Genomic DNA, 17705 nt, shown 5'->3' on the forward strand with positions numbered 1-17705 from the left:
GTGCAATCGGTTCAGATTGAGTCAAGGTCACAATTCCTGCCAGGAATGAGGGGCTATCGGACGCCGGCCAACCGTTCTTTGTAAAGTGGGAACGCCTTACAAAGTTCTCCTACAGACTTCAATACCTTCTGGTGAGTTGCATCATCAGTTGGATTTTCCAACTTCTCAGTAATGCACGCAGCGATCTTTTCCATCTCCGGTTCCTTCATGCCGCGTGTTGTCACAGCCGGTGTGCCGATTCTGATACCACTTGTGACCATTGGCTTTTCAGGATCGTTGGGAATCGTGTTTTTGTTTGTCGTGATGTGCACGGAATCGAGCAATGAAGATGCTTTCTTGCCCGTAATTTTGAAAGGACGCAGATCAGCTGTCATCAAGTGATTATCGGTGCCGCCCGATACTATGTTCAAACCGTTTTCTTTCAATGCGCCTGCCAGAGCACGTGCATTAGCGACAACTTGTTTTTGATAGACCTTGAACTCCGGTTGCATGGCTTCATGGAAGCAGGCAGCCTTAGCTGCAATTACGTGCTCGAGAGGACCGCCCTGAATGCCCGGGAAGACTGCCTTATCGATTGCCGATGCAAACTCTTCCTGACACATGGTGACGCCGCCGCGTGGGCCGCGCAGGGTCTTGTGAGTGGTTGTCGTGACGAAGTGCGCGTGTGGAAATGCGTTCGGATGCTCACCGGCTACAATCAGACCGGCTATGTGAGCCACATCTGCCATCAAGTAAGCACCGACACTGTCAGCGATTTCTCTGAATTTGGCAAAGTCTATAACGCGTGAATAATTGCTGGCACCACAAATGAGCATTTTGGGTTTGAATTCTTTAGCGAGCCTGGCGACCTCGTCGTAATCAATCAAACCAGTTTCAGGATTGACGCCGTAGAAAGCTGACTGGAACCACTTGCCCGACATTGCCACCGGCCATCCATGCGTCAAGTGACCGCCGTGATCGAGAGCCATACCCATGACTTTGTCGCCGGGCGTGAGCATAGCGAAGAAGACAGCCATGTTCGCTTGAGCGCCGCTGTGGGGCTGAACATTGGCGTGGGGAGCATTGAAAAGCTTTTTGATGCGGTCGATTGCCAGTTGCTCAACGACATCGATGAATTCGTTGCCACCATAATAACGTTTGCCCGGCAGCCCCTCAGAATACTTGTTCGTCAGAACCGAACCCTGCGCTTCCAGCACCGCCTCACTGACGAAATTCTCACTGGCAATAAGCTCGATGCCGTTTTGTTGCCGCTCCAACTCGAGGGCAATTTGCTTGTAAAGCTCGGGATCACTATCTTTCAGACCGGCCACTGAGAACACCTCCAGAAAATTCGAACAGATGCATATATCTGCGTGCTTCTATTTTAGCCGCTCTCAAGCGGCAGTTCTACAGTTCTTGAAAACACAAGATTTTGCGCAGGGCTCAGGAAACGAGCCAAGCAGCCCTTTCTAGAGCACTACAGCAGCAAACTCTGCAGTGCGATCGCCGACTTATAATTTACCAATCAATTCAAGAGACTTCATGTTCCTGCCAGCGCGGTACTCGATGTAGGTCTGGATAATTCGCCTGCCGGCTTCTGTAGCACGGGCAATCGTGGGCGAACTTCCGCCACTGAGATCGGTCGGCATTGTCTCGCCGGCGGCGAGAATCAGTCGTTTCCAAACGAGCGGAGTGATGTGCACAGACTCACGCACATACGCTGAAGATGTCTGCCTGGATTTGCTGTAGCCCTCACTTACCCTGGCTTTCTGCTCGTCGGCGGTACACTTTTCACAAACTATGCCGCCCGATTCAAAATGAAACATAGCGATTCGATATTCAGTCAGGGCATCTCGGCATACAACACAACAATCCAGCTCTGGTTGATAGCCCAACCATTGCAAGAGCTTCAACTCAAACATCAAGCAAAGCGAAGTAGGATCGAGATTCAAGTCTGATTGCGCTCTCAAACTGTCGCATAAGAAATCGAAATAAGAAGCACTCTCATCAGCTACTCCTAACCCGAAATGGCTTGTCAATTCAGCGTAATAGAGACAGTAAGAAAGACGGTTCAGATCCTTTCTCACATTGGAAAATGTCTCGATGCTTTCCGCCTGGGTGATAATTTCGAAGGTTTTGCCGGTAGCAAGAAGCAGCTTATTAACGTTCAGCACATCAGCCCGCCCGGCTATCTTCGAGCCAGGCTTGCGCGCGCCTTTCGCCACGGCTTTGATAAGCCCTTTTTCCGCAGAAAAAATAGTCAACACTTTATCGGTCTCGCCCAGGGCGAAAGAACCGACATTGACTGCGTGCACTGTATAAGTCGGCATAGTATCGACCTGAAGCCTACGGCATAGTATCGAGCTGAAGCCTAAGTCTGCGCTTCCAGAGGTATCATAAACCAGAAAGTCGAGCCGCTTCCAACCTTGCTTTCAACACCAATCTCACCGCTCATCAGATTGACCAGTTTGCGGCAAATTGATAGTCCCAGACCGGTGCCGCCATATCGACGAGTGATAGAACCGTCTGCCTGCACAAAGGGCTCGAATAATTTGGGCAGCGTTTCTTCACCTATGCCGATTCCCTGATCGACAATGGAAAAGCGCAGTGAATACCAGTTCTCCGTGCGTGCCTGTTCTGCAATCGAAAGTTTGATGTCACCAGATTCGGTGAACTTGACGGCATTATTGAGGATGTTCAAAAGGACCTGACGAATTTTTTTCTCGTCGCCCATAAATGAGTCGGGGAGACCTTCTTGAACGTCTACGATCAAATTGAGATTTTTCTTGCCGAGGGCACAGGAAATGGAAAGAGTAACAGATTCAATCAACTCGGACAGGCTGAATTTACTCTTCTGTAAGGCGACTTTGTTTGCATCGAGCTTTGAGAAATCAAGCAAGTCGTTGACAATTTCCATAAGAGTGCCGGCTGCGGTCAAAATATGATTCGCCATCTCTCTAGCATCAGAGGGCAGCTCCATCTCAGCCAGGAGCTCGGACATGCCCAGAATTCCGCTCATCGGCGTGCGAATTTCATGACTGATATTCTGGACAAATTGTGATTTGAGCGATGACGCTCTGATTGCCTCATCACGTGCAATCTCAAGCGCTTCTGTGCGCTCCTGCACGCTCGATTCTAAGAGAGCTTGCACACGCTCGCTCGCTTGTCGCTGGTCTTCTATGTCAGTGCTTGTGCCGAACCAATTTTCAAGATCGCCCCTTTTGTTTTTGACCGGCAAGGCTCGTGAAAGGTGCCATCGATAGGAGTTATCCGCTCCTTTCAGTCGGTGCGTCACCTCGTAGATATTGCCTGTCTCGACTGCCTTCAGCCACGCTTCCCGCGTTGATTGCGCATCATCGGGATGCACGCAAACCAACCAGTGCATATTGCGTGTCTGGTCGTAGCTCAAGCCGGTGTATTCGTACCACTGCTTGTTGGCATACTGTACATTGCCGCGCGCATCAGACGTCCAGACCATCTGTGGAATCGCTTCGGCTAAAATTCGCAACTGATTATCAGGTGCAGAAAGCTGCAATGTCGTTTCGTTTACTTCGGGCACGCGGCTGTCGACCCCATTGTGACTGTAGTCAGCATAACATCGACACGCCCCGAATTTGGGGCGTGTCGAGATAAGAATCCTGCAAATTGATGAGGAAGTCTTATGAAGGTTTGCCGGTTTTCTCTTTGATCAAGGAAGGCCAGTCGGTATGAACAAAGCCCGCCCCCGGCTTATCGATGCGTTCATAGGTATGAGCACCGAAGAAGTCGCGCTGAGCTTGTGTTAAGTTTTGCGGCAAATTCGCACAGCGGTAGCTGTCGAAGTAAGCCAGACTGGCACTGAGAGCCGGAACAGGAATGCCTGCATTGACCGCGGTCGTAATCGCGTAACGCCAGTTGGCCTGATGCTCGACTATCCAGGAGCTGAATTCAGGATCGACAAGCAGGTTGTTCACGTCACCCTGTCGCTTGAACGCCTGTTTGATTGTCTGCAGAAGCTTCGCCCTGATAATGCAGCCGCCTTCCCAGATGCGAGCACATTCAGAAAGATCGACGTTCCACTTGTACTCGTTTGAGCCGGCCCGGATCAAAGCCATACCCTGAGCGTAACTGCACACTTTGCTGGCGTAGAGAGCATCGTGCAAAGCAGCCAGCACTTTCTTTGAATCAGCTGAACTAATTGACGCGTCACTCGGACCCGACAGTTTTTTGGAAGCTACCATGCGCTCATCTTTCAGGGCGGAAAGCAGGCGGCCGGTCAATGCTGCATCGATTGTCGGAATAGCGATGCCCAGATCGAGCGCAATCTCGCCTGTCCACTTACCTGTACCTTTTTGACCAGCTTTATCAACAATCAGATCGACCAGGAACTTGCCTGTCTCGGGGTCTGTTACCGACAAAATTTTGGCAGTAATTTCAATCAAGAATGAGTCGAGAATGCCCTTGTTCCACTCCTCAAAGACATCGCTGATCTGATCTGCCTTGAGTCCGAGACCGCGTCTCATCACATCGTAGATCTCGGCAATCAGCTGCATGTCACCATATTCGATACCATTATGGACCATCTTGACGAAGTGCCCGGCTCCGTTTGGTCCTAAATAAGTCACACAGGGACCGTCTGAAGACTTAGCAGCAATCGCTTCCCAGATAGGCTTAATCTCGTTGTAGGCTTTTTCATCGCCGCCTGGCATCAACGAAGGTCCCCACAGGGCGCCTTCTTCGCCGCCCGAGACGCCTGAGCCAATGAAACGAATTCCTTTTGCAGCCAGTTCCTTTTCTCGGCGAATCGTATCGGTAAAGTGAGAATTGCCACCATCGATGATGATGTCATCCTTTTCCAGATATGGCAGCAACTTCTCGACCGTCTGATCGACCGGTGCGCCGGCTTTGACAAGCAAAATAATTTTGCGTGGTCGTTCGAGCGACTCTACAAAACTCTTATCGTCGTGATAGCCAAAGACCTTCTTGCCTTTGCCTCGATCGTTGACAAACTCGTCGACCTTCTCGACGGTGCGATTATAGATTGAGATCGGAAAACCATTGCGTTCGATGTTGAGAGCAAGGTTTTCACCCATGACTCCCAGTCCAATCAACCCGATCTTCGCCTTATCAGCCATTTAGAACCTCCCTTCCTTAGCGTTCCAACTGTGTGGTGAGCAATCTGACCGCAGCGCGATCGACATACCAAAACAAATTGCCGGAGCGCGGTGCTACCAACTGAGATGGATATTGTTTGTCGGGCTGCTCCAACACTTCCTTCAAAATTTGCGCCTTTCCATCTCCCTCGACAAGGAAGATTACGACCTGTCCTTCATTGATGACGGGATAAGTCATCGTGATGCGAGTGCTGTTGAATTTTTCGACATAGTTATCGACATAGAGCCTGTCACAAATTTGCAGCGCCTTTGAATCTGGAAACAAAGATGCCGTGTGTCCATCAGGACCCAGACCAAGCAGAATCAAGTCGAACCGCGGCACATCGCCTTCGGGCACTCGAAAGACTCTCCGCAAGTCCTCTTCATAGCTCAGTGCAGAAATTTCGGGGTCTTCAGACTGACCCACTGTCCTGAACACATTCGACTCTGGAATGGCTATTTTAGACAGAAGCGCTTCGTCGATCATTTTGAAATTGCTGTCCGGATGATCGTGTGGAACACAGCGCTCATCGCCAAGAAAGAAAATTACATCCGCCCACTGTATGCCACCAATGTAAGGAGGCTCGGAAAGCCGCTTATAGAGTGCCTTTGGCGTTGAACCGCCAGAGACGGAAACTATGAATCGTCCGTTCTCTTTAATCGCTTGAGCAGCAAGCTCAGAGAAAGTCTTAGCAATATGTTCAACCAGCTCGGCTGAATTCTCAGATACTTCGAGCTTTCCTAATACTCTGCTTGAATTCAACATCTAAAGCTCCTCACTTAGCTTTCGGTCCGATCTGATCGGCAATCGTGGCGGCCATGCGATATGCGCTCTCGAGAATCGGATCGCGATCGATGGCTTCCAGTTCCAGGTCTATCAGTCTGGCTTCGGTGGCCTGATTGACTCTAAATCGAACATCTTCGTCCGAACCTGACGGTACAGACGATTCACCAGATCTGGTAGCAAGCATCTGAACACCTGGCGCACCAGATGTCTGTTGCAAAACAATATTGGGCAAAGCGCTATCGTTAAATGACACTTTGAGCGAGCAGATATTGCCGACGTTGCTTTCGTCAGCTTCTGCCGTTTCGATCTTTACTTCAACTGGTTTCTCGGCGTTAGCGAACTTGACAAGCGAATTAGTGGCACTCTTGAATTGCCAGCCAAGCCTGTTTGCCAGCCAGCCGATAAACAGTAGTGTCTGATTCAAATGCCCGCTACAAACAGATTTGCCGCCTGCATAGGTAATCTCAACAGTTTTGACGTCGCCCAGAGCAGCAACTGAAAGATGACCGTGTTGCTCGTCAAACGACAGCGCCAGAGCCTCCCGCCACAGAAGGCTGCGACGCCAGTTCAGGTCTGAAACGACTATCTGAGCACCATGCTTCTCTTCCAGGTATGCACCGATTATATGGATGACGTCTGAAAAGAAGTTGCATGAGCCTTCGTCTTTAGCAGAGTCGACGATCAATTCATCAACATAGCTGAGGAATGGACGGACACTGGCGAAATCGACCTTCTTGGCGCGCCACCATAGGAAAACAGGCAAATCGGAGATAACCAGGGGCAATACCACACTGGTCAGCTCATGTGGTCCGTTGCCTTCGCTGCGCACCGTGATTTGTTCACAACAGATCTGTTTTCCTGATTTGGAATCGCTGATGTGGCAGCGTGCTGAAACCCAGGCCTCGAGTGACGGAGTTGTTGATGGACGCGATATGGCCAGAATCGCCCGGCAGGGATGACGCGTCGTTATGTCATCGAGGACATCGCCGGCAACTGTTTCAGCATCGGCATCTTCGCTGTACAGAATCAGGTTGATGGCGCAGGCTCTCGTGACAGAACCATTCGCTTCACCTGACTCAGAGGCTGATTGCCAGAGGGTCTGCAATTCCTTTTCGATCTTGGCGATGTCGACCTGAGCAAACTTGCCCGAGAGAAAAGCTTCAGTGCCTTCCCTGGTCTCCTTACTGACTTGCTTTGTCGGGGTCATAGACGCCTCCAGGCATGTCCTGTCGATGCGATCAGGTCATCGCTGGCAGCTGGACCCCATGACCCGGCAGCATAGTTAGGGAAGTCGGTCTTTCTGCTCTTGTCAGACCATGCTTCCAGCACAGGGCTAATGAAGTTCCAACATACTTCTACCTGGTCTGTACGAGAAAACAGCGACGGATCTCCCATCAAGCAGTCGTGAATCAAGCGCTCATAGGCAGTAGCGCTTCGCACACCAAATGCGGTGCCATACTTGAAGTCCATATTCAAGTGACGCAATTGATTGGTTTGCCCCGGTTGCTTGGTGGCAAATTTCAGCGAGATACCTTCCTCTGGCTGAATCTGGAGTACAAGAACGTTGGGCATCAAGCCTTCAGTCTTGCCATCGGTAAGTGTGTCGATAGACTCTGAGAAGAGACGATGGGGCGGGCTTTTGAAGTGGATGGCAATCTCCGTTATGGATTTAGCCAGGCGCTTGCCGGAGCGAATGTAAAACGGCACTCCAGCCCATCGCCAGTTATCGATAAACAATTTAAGGGCGGTAAAAGTCTCGACGTTCGACTGGTTGGAAACACCATCTTCTTCGCGATAACCAGGCACTGATTGACCGAGTATGTAACCTGGTCCATATTGCCCGCGGACCGCATAGTCATCCACTTCACTGGGGTCTATGGGGCGCAGGCACTTGAGCACCTTCGCTTTTTCGTCACGCGTAGCTTCCGGATCAAGCGAAATCGGTGGTTCCATGCCTACAAGTGAAACCAACTGCAGAAGGTGGTTCTGCACCATATCGCGCAGGTTGCCAGCTTCCTCGTAGTATGAGCCGCGTCCTTCCACACCCAGGGTCTCAGCATTTGTAATCTGAACATGGTCGACGTGTTTCTGATTCCACAAAGGCTCGAATATACCGTTGGCGAAACGCAACACCATGATGTTTTGCACTGTCTCTTTACCGAGATAGTGGTCGATGCGATAAACCTGGTGCTCGCTGAAGACCTCATGGATTTCTTCATCGAGAGCAATTGAAGACTTCAAGTCGTGACCGAAAGGTTTCTCGACAATAATGCGAGGCCAGGGCGCCTGACCGCGCTTGGCTTTAGTAGCCAATCCTGAGCTGGCCAGACCTTTCACGATCGGGGTGTAGAGGCTGGGCGCCGTGGAAAGGTAAAAGATATGATTGCCTTGAGTGGCATGCTCTTCTTTCAGCTCCTGCAGCCGACCCGACAATACGTTGAATCCATCCGGTTTAGTCACGTCAGCGGCTGAGTAATGCAAACTTTTGGCAAATTCGCCCCATGAGGCTTCTTGAAAATTGAGATCCGAAGCATATTTCTGCACCGAATCTTTCATGACAGCGCGAAACTCATCATCTGTCATCTTGGTTCTGGATGAGCCCAGGATGGCAAAATCTTTCGGCAGCAAATCTTCCAGATAGAGTGCATAGAGCGCTGGAATCAGCTTGCGTTTAGTCAAATCACCGTGGGCGCCAAGAATCACCATAGCGAACGGACTGGCGCGCTTTTCGAGGCGCATGCCCTCAAGCAGTGGATTCTTAGCCAACGCACTTTCCGTCGTTACCATGTTAAACCTCTTTATGCTATCGACTCTGGGGGTCTTGGATATCAAAGACTACTATGTTTTGTGCCTTCCGACGTTTACAAGAGGGCGATTGTAAGCCGTTTCGGAACGAATTAATTTGCCCGAGGCGTTTGCCCGAATAAGCCCAACAATCAAACGAAAAGTCTGATCGGAAAGTTCCGATCAGACTTGCAACGGTTTCAATTGATTGCGTTAACGCATCCTGTCGTCAGGATCTCAGATCAAGCCATAGTCGCAGTCAGCGTTTTGTTTTTGCGAGCAAGACGCAAGGTGACGCCGCGTTGCATTACTTCTTGATTGTTTACCTCATTTTTGATTATGTACTGCGGGTCTTTCTCAGACGCGTGCCGTACATAGCCCTTAAAACTCACCTCTGTAGTCACTTTTCTTGTAATCGTTCCTGTGGAGCAACCCGCATCGGAATTCCACTGGACGCGATCGCCCACTTTGAAAGCTTGAGACATAACCATCACCTCCGCCAACGCACTTATGCGAAACCACTCTTATGAAAGAGACGAACCTGCCAGGGTTCAGTTCCGAAAAGACACCTTCACACTACACAACTGGATGGTAGCACCTTTGGTATCGTTTTGCCACCAAAGAAAGTGCCCTAGTCGGGAAATTTCTCATCGCTCGCGACGTTGATCACACGCACACCACGCCCTTTCAGAAAGTCGAGAATATCCTGCGCGTGCAGTCCCATCGGCCACAAGGGCACCTCCATATCGACATAGGGCGCATGGAAAATGACGCTGGAATCATCGAGATAGGGGTAGTATTCAGCGAACTTGACGTCGTCAAGCAAGACCATTTGCACTCGTTTTTTCTTTCGCAAACGATCGAAGATTAGCAGCACCGCTTCGGCGTCAGTCAATTCGAAGGTGTAAGTTTTGAATGCATCACAAAACACCTGGTATGTAAGAGAACACAAAAAGCCGGCGAAACCAAAGGTGGAAGCGAACAAAGCAAATGACCAGGCCCAATTGTTGGAAAATAAAAAAACAGCCACAGCAGCCCAGATGCACACGAAAATCCAGCCCACCGTCAGACCAATTAAAAGTGGTACCAGACCTCTACGCTTGAAGTAAGGTCCTGATACGACTCGCATGCCTAGTGATGGGAAAGTGGCTACCAAGATGTTGATCCTCGCCACGTGCCTGCATTATCTAGTATGGCACGTTGTCAACAATCTTGTGATCGCGAAGGCGGCTCAGATGCCTGAAACCAGCCGTACAAGCTGCATTAAAGGAATATTCACCCAGGATGAACTGTAGAATACGCTACTGGCTCAGCTGCCGAATAGTAGCAAGACAAGGGTAAAAGTGCCGCTGTTCCACATTCCATGCGCGACCATGCTGGCCAGTGTGGATTTGGTGCGTTCAACGACAAAGCCAAACAACAGTCCCAGACCGAAAAGGGGCAGAAAACCGCCACCATCCATATGGACTCCGGCAAAGAGCAGAGCTGTGAGAAGGAGACACGGAAACACGCCACGGTAGCGCCGCAAGCTCGTGTACAAAAAGCCCCTGAAAAGGGTTTCCTCACAAATTGGTGCGAGCACACCGAGCGTAAAATAAAAGACCAGGATCGAAACTACATCAGCCGACCGTGCCGCTTCCATTACTAGAGCAATGATCGGATTGGATGAACCCTGCGAGTTCATGAACTTCATAGCCAGCAGATAACAAATAAGAACCACGGGCACTGCGGAAAACCAGGTCAACCACCCAGCCAACACGAGCCTTCCCGGACCGAGTTTTCCTATCTTCGTTCTGAATCGCACCGTATCGAAAAGACTGAGCTTATTGGGTCTTGCAGCTAACAAATAGATATAAAGAATGCCCGGACCATTGCTTGCCAGATATAAACCAGCTGTGGTCAGGGCGGCGAGCAGAGTGCCGTGATTCATCAGTTCGCCAATCTTGATGCCTGATTGTAGAACCGAACTCAACAGAACCTGAGTACACATCCAGGCAACGAAAACCGCATAAATCGTCTTTAGATCGAAAGCTACGGGCGACGCTATGAGGGCTCTGTCTTCCTCTTTGGTGACGTGCCTGGGCAGGAAAAACAGCTGCACCAGAATAACTATCAAACCAACCAGAAACGAAAGTGCCATTACACAGAAAACAACAACCATTCTTGTCACAAGAGCAAGCCCCTGCTCTGAGGTTTGATTGTGCAGAGCCTGGTAGTCAGCCTTTCTTCCAACCTTCTTGTAGAGCTCGAGCAGCGCCGTGTCTCGATACCAACCGCGCGGCAAGATTTCCTTGAAGATCGTCTCCGCCTCGGTCACCTCCGCGGACGTAGGCTTGGGCGTCACGTACAGCACGGTCAAGGCCTGGTGCAGCCGCTTCGCGTTGGTCGTGTCAATATGCGACAAACGCTCGAGGGACATGCTATTAGGGTCATCAAGTTCGTGCGTGACAATGGCATATTTGCTTTCCAATATGCCGGCCTGCGGGTTCTTTTGAACAAGATCTCCGAGAATTCGTTGTGCCTCTCGCTTCAGCATTTCTATCTGCTTTTCGGCAGTTCGAGGGGCATCCGGCACAGGCAAGCTGACGTTCGGGTGTCGCCTATCAACAAGCTTGGGGCTCAAGAACACTTGCGAGGTCGACTCCAGAGCCTGAGCCATCTTGAGAGACAGCTCCGCCTTGTCAGAATCGATGACTGGAGCAGTGGAAGACTTTTGTGCCTTGTTCGGGTCTAAAGCATGCCAGAGGTGCAGGCAGACGTATATCGTCGCCGTTAAAAGCAATGCGTCTTTGAGTCGGTCCTTGACCTTCTCGTTTTTGACCAGAACAACAGCCGCTATTAGCGCGACGAAGCCGGCTAGCCAAAAGAAAACTGGATTAACACTCGACAATTGAAACGCGGCTCCCTGAGCTTCCGATGCCCAGACGTCAATCTGCCGCTGAGGCACCTAAAGCCTAAGTATAGCTGCATGACAGCCGACCCGGATTTACTCCATGCCGCCGCCGCCACCGGCGTCTCCGCCGAAGAAGGTGTTACCGAATTCGCCCAGTTCACCGAAGCCGCTGAACTCGCCGTAGTCGCCGAACCCTTCCAGACCGCCAAACTCGGTGCCTGTATCGTGCATGAAGTCTGTGTCGTTCTCTTGATAGTAGCCGCCATCTCTCTTAGGCAGCTGATCTTGATAATAGCCCCAGGGAAAGCCTTTCACCAGCTGGCGCCGCATCATGAAACGAGGCAGCTTAACAAAGCCCAGCCCCATAATCACGAGACCCACGAAGGAAATCTCAAACAGGAGGATTCTTCCCCACTGTAAGTGACTTACCCAGGCCATCTGGCTCGCTGCTTCCATCAATACTCCATACAGGCTGCAAATGCCGCGATATGCCGCAATCGTAGAGCCGTTCGAGAATTAAGTCAACGAGTTAAGTGGGAGAATTACTCAGCTTCTGTCAACAAAGCTACTTTCTGAGGTCCAACAGTGCTGATCGACATGCGAGGGCCTTGAGTGCGCTTAAACGTGTCGACGTAGCGTCTCAATGCTTCTCTGACCAGGTCAGAGCGAGTACGGTGCTCCGTTTGAGCGACAATATCGATTTGTTCAAGGAGACCAGGTGGTAAGGCCACGAGTACTTTCTTAGGCATGCGAGATCCTTCAAATTACAAGGCGGAGAATATAAATGTTTACGAAGAAGATTGATGCATAGACGTTCGCAAGAACACCATCTATGCTGGCCGCAAGGCGATTTACTATGGGTACAATTTACACTCATGCCACTAGTTTTTAAAGGGCTCAAACGCCCATATTCAGAAGTTTCCTTCTAAAGTAAGTTAAAAGGTTTCTTGGAATGACGAAAATCACCGCGCGTCGAAAGCTAGATATCATGCGGTTTTCCAATAGACAACAACTGGATAGCCTTTAGACTACTAGTTCGCGAGATTCCACTCCTCCTACGAGTGCACTTCGTTGAGACCTACTACTGATGCGGACAGGCAGAGAGCACAAACAAGCGAAATTTTATGACTGATGAGCGTCAAACTGCTTCAAAAATATTGACAGCGAACGTAAAAGCTGGCGGTTGTGCCGCAAAGATTGGAGCGGCAGAGTTACAGCAAATCCTCACAAACCTACCGCTAACCACTTCTCCGAATTTATTGACAGGTATGGAGCATTTCGAAGATGCTGCTGTCTACAAGCTTTCAGACGAACTGGCGATCATTCAAACAATCGATTTCTTCCCGCCTGTAGTAGACGACCCCTACCTATATGGAATGATCGCAGCTACAAATGCTCTTTCTGATGTCTATGCGATGGGCGGCACTCCTCTTCTGGCATTGAATGTGCTGTGCTTTCCTACCTGCGATTTCCCAATTGAGGTAGTACGAGATATAGTCAGAGGCGGAGCTGCACAGGTGCAGGCTGCAGGAGCCATTCTTGCCGGTGGACACTCGATTCAATCGCACGAACCGATATACGGACTGTCGGTGACAGGCATTGTCCATCCATCACAGGTGCTCACCAACGGTGGTGCAAAAGATGGCGACGCGATCGTAGTTTGCAAGCCAATCGGCACAGGCGTTGCATTTCTGGGCATGAAAGCCAATATTATGTCAAAACAGTCAGATGACCTTCTCCTGAAAAGTCTCACTACACTCAATAAGAAGTCTCTGGAGATAGCGTTGAAATATAGTCCTGATGCCGCCACGGATGTCACCGGCTTCGGCTTGATCGGTCATGTGCACGAGATGGCTAAGGCGAGTGGGTTATCAGCTCGCATCATGACCGACAAGATCCCTTTCTTGCCTGAAGTGCTCGAACTTGCCGAACAGGGCTTCGTGCCAGCCGGAGCGTATGGCAACAGAAAATCATATGAGCAATTCACTACCTATATAGAGGATGTTGAACTGTCGATTACTGATCTCCTTTTCGATCCACAAACATCAGGTGGACTACTTTTGGCCATTCCATTTGAAAAATCGGAACAACTCGTAAAGGAATTGATCGCATCAGATATACAAGCGTCATCCATAGGAATTTTCAAAACGGGCAAAAGTGGATTCGTAGAGGTGGGAAATAATGAGCGTTGACAAAATTACAGAAAAGACGGTTGATTTGCGCGGCTTGATTTGCCCGGAACCAGTTCTTCGAACCAAAAAGCTTCTTGATGATGCCTCGATTCAAAAGGTCGAAGCAATAGTCGACGGTGAAGTCAACGTAAACAATTTGCGACGATTGGCAGGCTCTCTGAAATTGCAATTCGCGAGCACGGCGAAAGACGACAATTTCGTGGTGACATTGCAACGCAATCAGGCACAAGCTGCTGCCGAAACGATTTCCAAAGCAGATCCTGCACCAGGCGAGACCCATTCTCACGCTTCTGCCGTGAAGGCGGGGAACGGAAAAACTGAGGTGGGCACCGTTGTATTCCTTGGTAAGGACAAGTTTGGTGATGGAGATCCGGAATTCAGCACCACTCTTTTGAATATGTTTTTGCAGACATTATTTGAATCGGGACAGAGACCAAGAGCAATTTTGATGGCTAATACCGGTGTTCGCCTGATGGCTCCTGAGTCACCTGCTCTCAAGGTGCTGGAAGATTTCAGAAAAGCAGGTTGTGAAGTTCTGGCTTGTGGTCTGTGCGTCGAATTCTATGGTCTGAAAGGAAAAATTCCAGTCGAGCAGATCACAAATATGTTCGCTATCAGCGAATACATGTTTGCCGCAGACAAAGTGATCAGTCCATGAGACAGCCCACGAAAGCAGTATGGATTCTTGGTCCGGCGTTGAAGCCTTGATACCGATACTGGTGCCTGGTGGTCTGTTATTCCAGGATACGTCAGGCATTTTCGTCGAATTCGTCCGATAGTGTAATCTCGCCGTCTTCGTTGCCTCACCCAAGCATCGTGGGATGCAGACGAAAGTGACCAGGGACTAACCGGCTGTGCAGATTAAGTGTAATTTATCACCGCACTACTACGTGACTTCCCCAGGTTTATTGGAGTGCACGGCTTTCACTCGGCTTTCATTTAATAGAACTTATTGTTACACTGGCAGCGGAATCCAGCCTGGCGGTAGGAAATATGCACTTTTTCTTTGTCGAAACCCTGCACGACATTTTGCACAGCGCTACAACCTGGCTGACGGTCGGACTGGTGCTGGGGTCCGTCGCTTCAATCTACATATTCTTTCGCCTGTTCGAGAGCGATCTTTTCCGAGCGGACTGAGTCACTTACTCAGCTAACTCACACAGCTAAGTCATCCAGCCACCTTGTTCACACACGCACAGTAAGTGCTTGTGCAAATTGGTCTAGCATTCAGGAAACAGATAATCGATCTCGTTTCGGGTAGGCAGCGATTCAACCGCACTGACTTTTCTTGTAGCCAGTGCGCCGACGGCATTGGCAAAGCGTCCGACCTGCTGCCACTCAGACTGCGAAAGGGACGAGATATTGTCTCTGGTAACGTGGCACTCAGTCAGAGCAACCATAACCGCGGCCACATAGGCATCGCCCGCGCCAATCGAGCAAACGGTATCAACACTAACTGGTGAATTGAACACTGAGAAACTTTCAGTCACGATCATTGAACCGCGCGCTCCTAACGTAAGCAAGACTGCGGCAGGCGAGTGTTCGCCAATAAAAGTATCGATCGCCTTTTTCAGCTCGCAGACATTCGGATCGCTGAGCTGAAAATCAACTGATTCCAGAACAGTCAAATATTGATTAACTGTGTCACGCGAAAGTCCTGTCCAGAAGCCGAGTTCGGCAAGATTGATCTTGATAATATCTGCAAGTTGCATTGCTTTTCGTGCGTCTTGAATTGATTCGCTGCTGTCTGTTGGAAAACTGGCGTCAAATGAAACAAGCACCTTAAGTGAGTGGGCTATTTCAAGCGCCTTCAGTACAGCCGTTTTGCGTGGCTCAATGGTCAGGGATATTCCAGTTGCGTGAATAAAAGATGCCTTGTTAAAAGCATCGTAGGTAATATCATCTTCGCAAAGCATGATGGCAGCATTTGGTTTGGGCCAGTTGTAGTAAATGGCTTCGTCTGCTTGATCGCGAATACCATAGCAATTTGCAGTCGGAAACATGGAATCAACATACAAGAAATCCAGATCCACTTTTTCTTCGAGCAACTTATCCCGGACAAGATCTGAGTGAACATCAGTGCCGATCTTAGCGATCAGTCTGGCTGAGCCGCCCAGCCGAGAGACAGCCACTGACACGTTAGTGGCATTTCCACCAAGGGCGCGATGAAACTCGGTCGAATCTTTCAAGCTTCGGCCGACATCCAGAGAAATCCAATCAACGACTATTTCGCCGATTGTGATGATAACGCTATTTGTTGATTCCAACGTTTATAGGGAGTACTGGACGAGAGCAAACTGCACAAATGAAACTCTATTTGGCAGCGACCTGTTTCGAGCAGTGTTTGTTGTAGATTTCAGGATAGAGATCGAAGGCTGGTTTGATTACAGGCAACAAGGCTAGAGCCTGATTGACTGGACCTTTCGATACGATCTTGCCGGTAAGTATCGCCACCGGTACGCCGATTTTGCCAAGCCAGAATTCATGCGCAACATCTGACTTCATGAACATTTCTACTATGGGTTTAACCGCACAATCACCCAAATAAATCTTCATTTGAGTGCCATCGCTGCAATCGACAGTAACGCGACCTTCCGGTTCTCTGTAGTGAAACTGGGCAATCATTTTTGATTGCAGAAGCTTTGGACCCATCGCCGGATCATTGGCGACTGCTGTCCATAGTTCATGCATGACTGCGTTTAGTTCTTCAGTGGTCGCGTAAACCGCCATTAATAAGCCCTCTCGTATATCTCGATAATATCTTGTGCCGAGCTTTCCTTCGGATTGAACATTATTGCAGGATCTGTTGCCGCCAGAAAGGCCAGCTCCTCTAGTTGTGTCTCATTCAGAGCCGGAATCCCGGTGTCACGTAAACGTGCCGGCAAGCCGACTCTAGCCGAGATATCAGACACAGCTTTGATCAAAGCGGAAGCCGCATCGTTGTCATTAGCACTTGATGAAAAATTCAAATACCTGCTTATCAATGCGTATCGATTCGCAACCGTGTCCACGTTGAAAGTCATGCAATGGGGAAGCAAGATTGAGTTGGCCAGACCGTGATGGGTGCCGAATGTCGCACCGGTGGCATGAGCCAGGGCGTGCACAATACCGACGCCCGAATTGGTGAAGGCTACGCCTGCCATCGCGCTGGCCACCAGCGTGCCGGAGCGCGCTTCTATATCCGCACCATCAGCGGTAGCACGCGGTAAGAATTCGAAAAGCATCCGCAACGCTTCCAGGCAAAGCGCGTCTGTGAAAGGCGAGCTGCTTATAACAGCCGAGAATGACTCTATAGCGTGAGTGATGGCATCAAGCCCAGTGGCTGCAGTGAGACGAGCGGGCAGCGAAACAAGCAGAGTCGGGTCAAGTAAAGCTGCATTGGGAGCAAGAAATCTGCTGCCGAACAGCAGTTTTTTGCCTTCCTTGTGATTCTTCACCATCGCCACCATCGAGACCTCAGAGCCAGTGCCGGCTGTGGTCGGGATACACACGATGGGCAAGAGTGGAGCGGTCAGGTTATTTAGCCCCTGGTAGTCAAGAAGCGGTCCACCCAGAGAGACACAGATGTTTACGACTTTAGCTGTATCGATTACTGAGCCGCCACCGATCGCCAGAAAGGAGTCTGCCCCGAATTGTCGGGCTACTTCAGCAGCCTTATCGACTGTCTCAACATCAGAATCTGAAGGAACGTCTGTGAAGAGACAATAAGAGTCCTTATCAAATGCATCGATAATCGGATTCAAAATTCCTGTTTTCGCCAAGACAGCATCACTAACAATAAATGTCTTGCTTCCCCCTAGCTCCTTGGCAACCTCAAAAGCGGTACTCGCCAAGCCTTCTCCACAGGTCACTTTAGTCGGTGAATGAAATACAAAAGGATTCATGTCAGTCTCGTTGAAATTTCCATATCTGTCGCATAGCCTTCAAATAGCCATAAA

The 17705-nt window shown here is 49.9% G+C and carries 17 protein-coding genes; 2 read left to right on the forward strand and 15 right to left on the reverse strand.

What is annotated here, in order from left to right; all coding sequences use genetic code 11:
• Positions 1-53: 53 nt before the first annotated feature.
• The 12 genes from EKK48_21415 to EKK48_21470 all read right to left on the reverse strand — a co-directional run bounded on the left by EKK48_21415 (position 54) and on the right by EKK48_21470 (position 12324).
• Positions 54-1310, reverse strand: a complete 1257-nt coding sequence (locus tag EKK48_21415) for a serine hydroxymethyltransferase (protein ID RTL38468.1) — start codon at positions 1308-1310, stop codon at positions 54-56.
• Positions 1311-1490: 180 nt separating this feature from the next.
• The gene (gene recO / locus EKK48_21420) at positions 1491-2309 is read right to left on the reverse strand and encodes a DNA repair protein RecO (protein RTL38469.1); all 819 of its coding nucleotides are present in this window, start codon (positions 2307-2309) and stop codon (positions 1491-1493) included.
• Between the two features lie 41 nt (positions 2310-2350).
• On the reverse strand, positions 2351-3538 hold the full coding sequence (locus EKK48_21425; protein RTL38470.1) for a PAS domain-containing hybrid sensor histidine kinase/response regulator: 1188 nt from the start codon (positions 3536-3538) through the stop codon (positions 2351-2353).
• Positions 3539-3638: 100 nt separating this feature from the next.
• Positions 3639-5093 carry an NADP-dependent phosphogluconate dehydrogenase gene (gene gndA, locus EKK48_21430; protein ID RTL38471.1) on the reverse strand — a complete coding sequence of 485 codons (1455 nt, stop codon included), beginning with the start codon at positions 5091-5093 and terminating at the stop codon, positions 3639-3641.
• A gap of 16 nt (positions 5094-5109) precedes the next feature.
• Positions 5110-5877 carry a 6-phosphogluconolactonase gene (gene pgl, locus EKK48_21435; GenBank protein RTL38472.1) on the reverse strand — a complete coding sequence of 256 codons (768 nt, stop codon included), beginning with the start codon at positions 5875-5877 and terminating at the stop codon, positions 5110-5112.
• Between the two features lie 10 nt (positions 5878-5887).
• Positions 5888-7105, reverse strand: a complete 1218-nt coding sequence (locus tag EKK48_21440) for a hypothetical protein (protein ID RTL38473.1) — start codon at positions 7103-7105, stop codon at positions 5888-5890.
• Positions 7102-8685: a glucose-6-phosphate dehydrogenase gene (zwf, locus tag EKK48_21445; GenBank protein ID RTL38474.1), complete on the reverse strand. Its 1584-nt coding sequence runs from the start codon at positions 8683-8685 to the stop codon at positions 7102-7104. Before zwf ends, EKK48_21440 begins: the two co-directional genes overlap by 4 nt.
• 239 nt (positions 8686-8924) lie before the next feature.
• On the reverse strand, positions 8925-9167 hold the full coding sequence (locus EKK48_21450) for a DUF2945 domain-containing protein (GenBank protein RTL38475.1): 243 nt from the start codon (positions 9165-9167) through the stop codon (positions 8925-8927).
• A 146-nt stretch (positions 9168-9313) separates the two neighbouring features.
• The gene (locus EKK48_21455) at positions 9314-9838 is read right to left on the reverse strand and encodes a hypothetical protein (protein ID RTL38476.1); all 525 of its coding nucleotides are present in this window, start codon (positions 9836-9838) and stop codon (positions 9314-9316) included.
• A 153-nt stretch (positions 9839-9991) separates the two neighbouring features.
• On the reverse strand, positions 9992-11629 hold the full coding sequence (locus EKK48_21460; GenBank protein RTL38477.1) for a CPBP family intramembrane metalloprotease: 1638 nt from the start codon (positions 11627-11629) through the stop codon (positions 9992-9994).
• A gap of 39 nt (positions 11630-11668) precedes the next feature.
• Positions 11669-12031, reverse strand: a complete 363-nt coding sequence (locus EKK48_21465) for a hypothetical protein (GenBank protein RTL38478.1) — start codon at positions 12029-12031, stop codon at positions 11669-11671.
• A gap of 86 nt (positions 12032-12117) precedes the next feature.
• Positions 12118-12324: a ribbon-helix-helix protein, CopG family gene (locus tag EKK48_21470; protein ID RTL38479.1), complete on the reverse strand. Its 207-nt coding sequence runs from the start codon at positions 12322-12324 to the stop codon at positions 12118-12120.
• Positions 12325-12699: 375 nt separating this feature from the next.
• On the opposite strand from EKK48_21470, the gene selD reads away from it, so the two are divergent.
• Positions 12700-13767 carry a selenide, water dikinase SelD gene (gene selD / locus EKK48_21475; GenBank protein ID RTL38480.1) on the forward strand — a complete coding sequence of 356 codons (1068 nt, stop codon included), beginning with the start codon at positions 12700-12702 and terminating at the stop codon, positions 13765-13767.
• The gene (gene yedF / locus EKK48_21480) at positions 13757-14425 is read left to right on the forward strand and encodes a sulfurtransferase-like selenium metabolism protein YedF (protein ID RTL38481.1); all 669 of its coding nucleotides are present in this window, start codon (positions 13757-13759) and stop codon (positions 14423-14425) included. Before selD ends, yedF begins: the two co-directional genes overlap by 11 nt.
• Positions 14426-14987: 562 nt before the next feature.
• Here yedF and EKK48_21485 read toward each other — a convergent pair.
• From EKK48_21485 to EKK48_21495, 3 genes are read right to left on the reverse strand one after another with little or no spacing between them, the layout of a single operon-like run.
• Positions 14988-16034, reverse strand: coding sequence for a hypothetical protein (locus EKK48_21485; GenBank protein ID RTL38482.1), 1047 nt, complete (start codon positions 16032-16034; stop codon positions 14988-14990).
• Positions 16035-16080: 46 nt separating this feature from the next.
• Positions 16081-16497: a hypothetical protein gene (locus tag EKK48_21490; protein ID RTL38483.1), complete on the reverse strand. Its 417-nt coding sequence runs from the start codon at positions 16495-16497 to the stop codon at positions 16081-16083.
• Positions 16497-17651, reverse strand: coding sequence for an iron-containing alcohol dehydrogenase (locus tag EKK48_21495; GenBank protein ID RTL38484.1), 1155 nt, complete (start codon positions 17649-17651; stop codon positions 16497-16499). The genes EKK48_21490 and EKK48_21495 overlap by 1 nt, the downstream gene beginning before the upstream one ends.
• Positions 17652-17705 lie beyond the last annotated feature (54 nt).

The sequence above is a fragment of the Candidatus Melainabacteria bacterium genome (genome assembly GCA_003963305.1).
Classification (GTDB): domain Bacteria; phylum Cyanobacteriota; class Vampirovibrionia; order Obscuribacterales; family Obscuribacteraceae; genus PALSA-1081.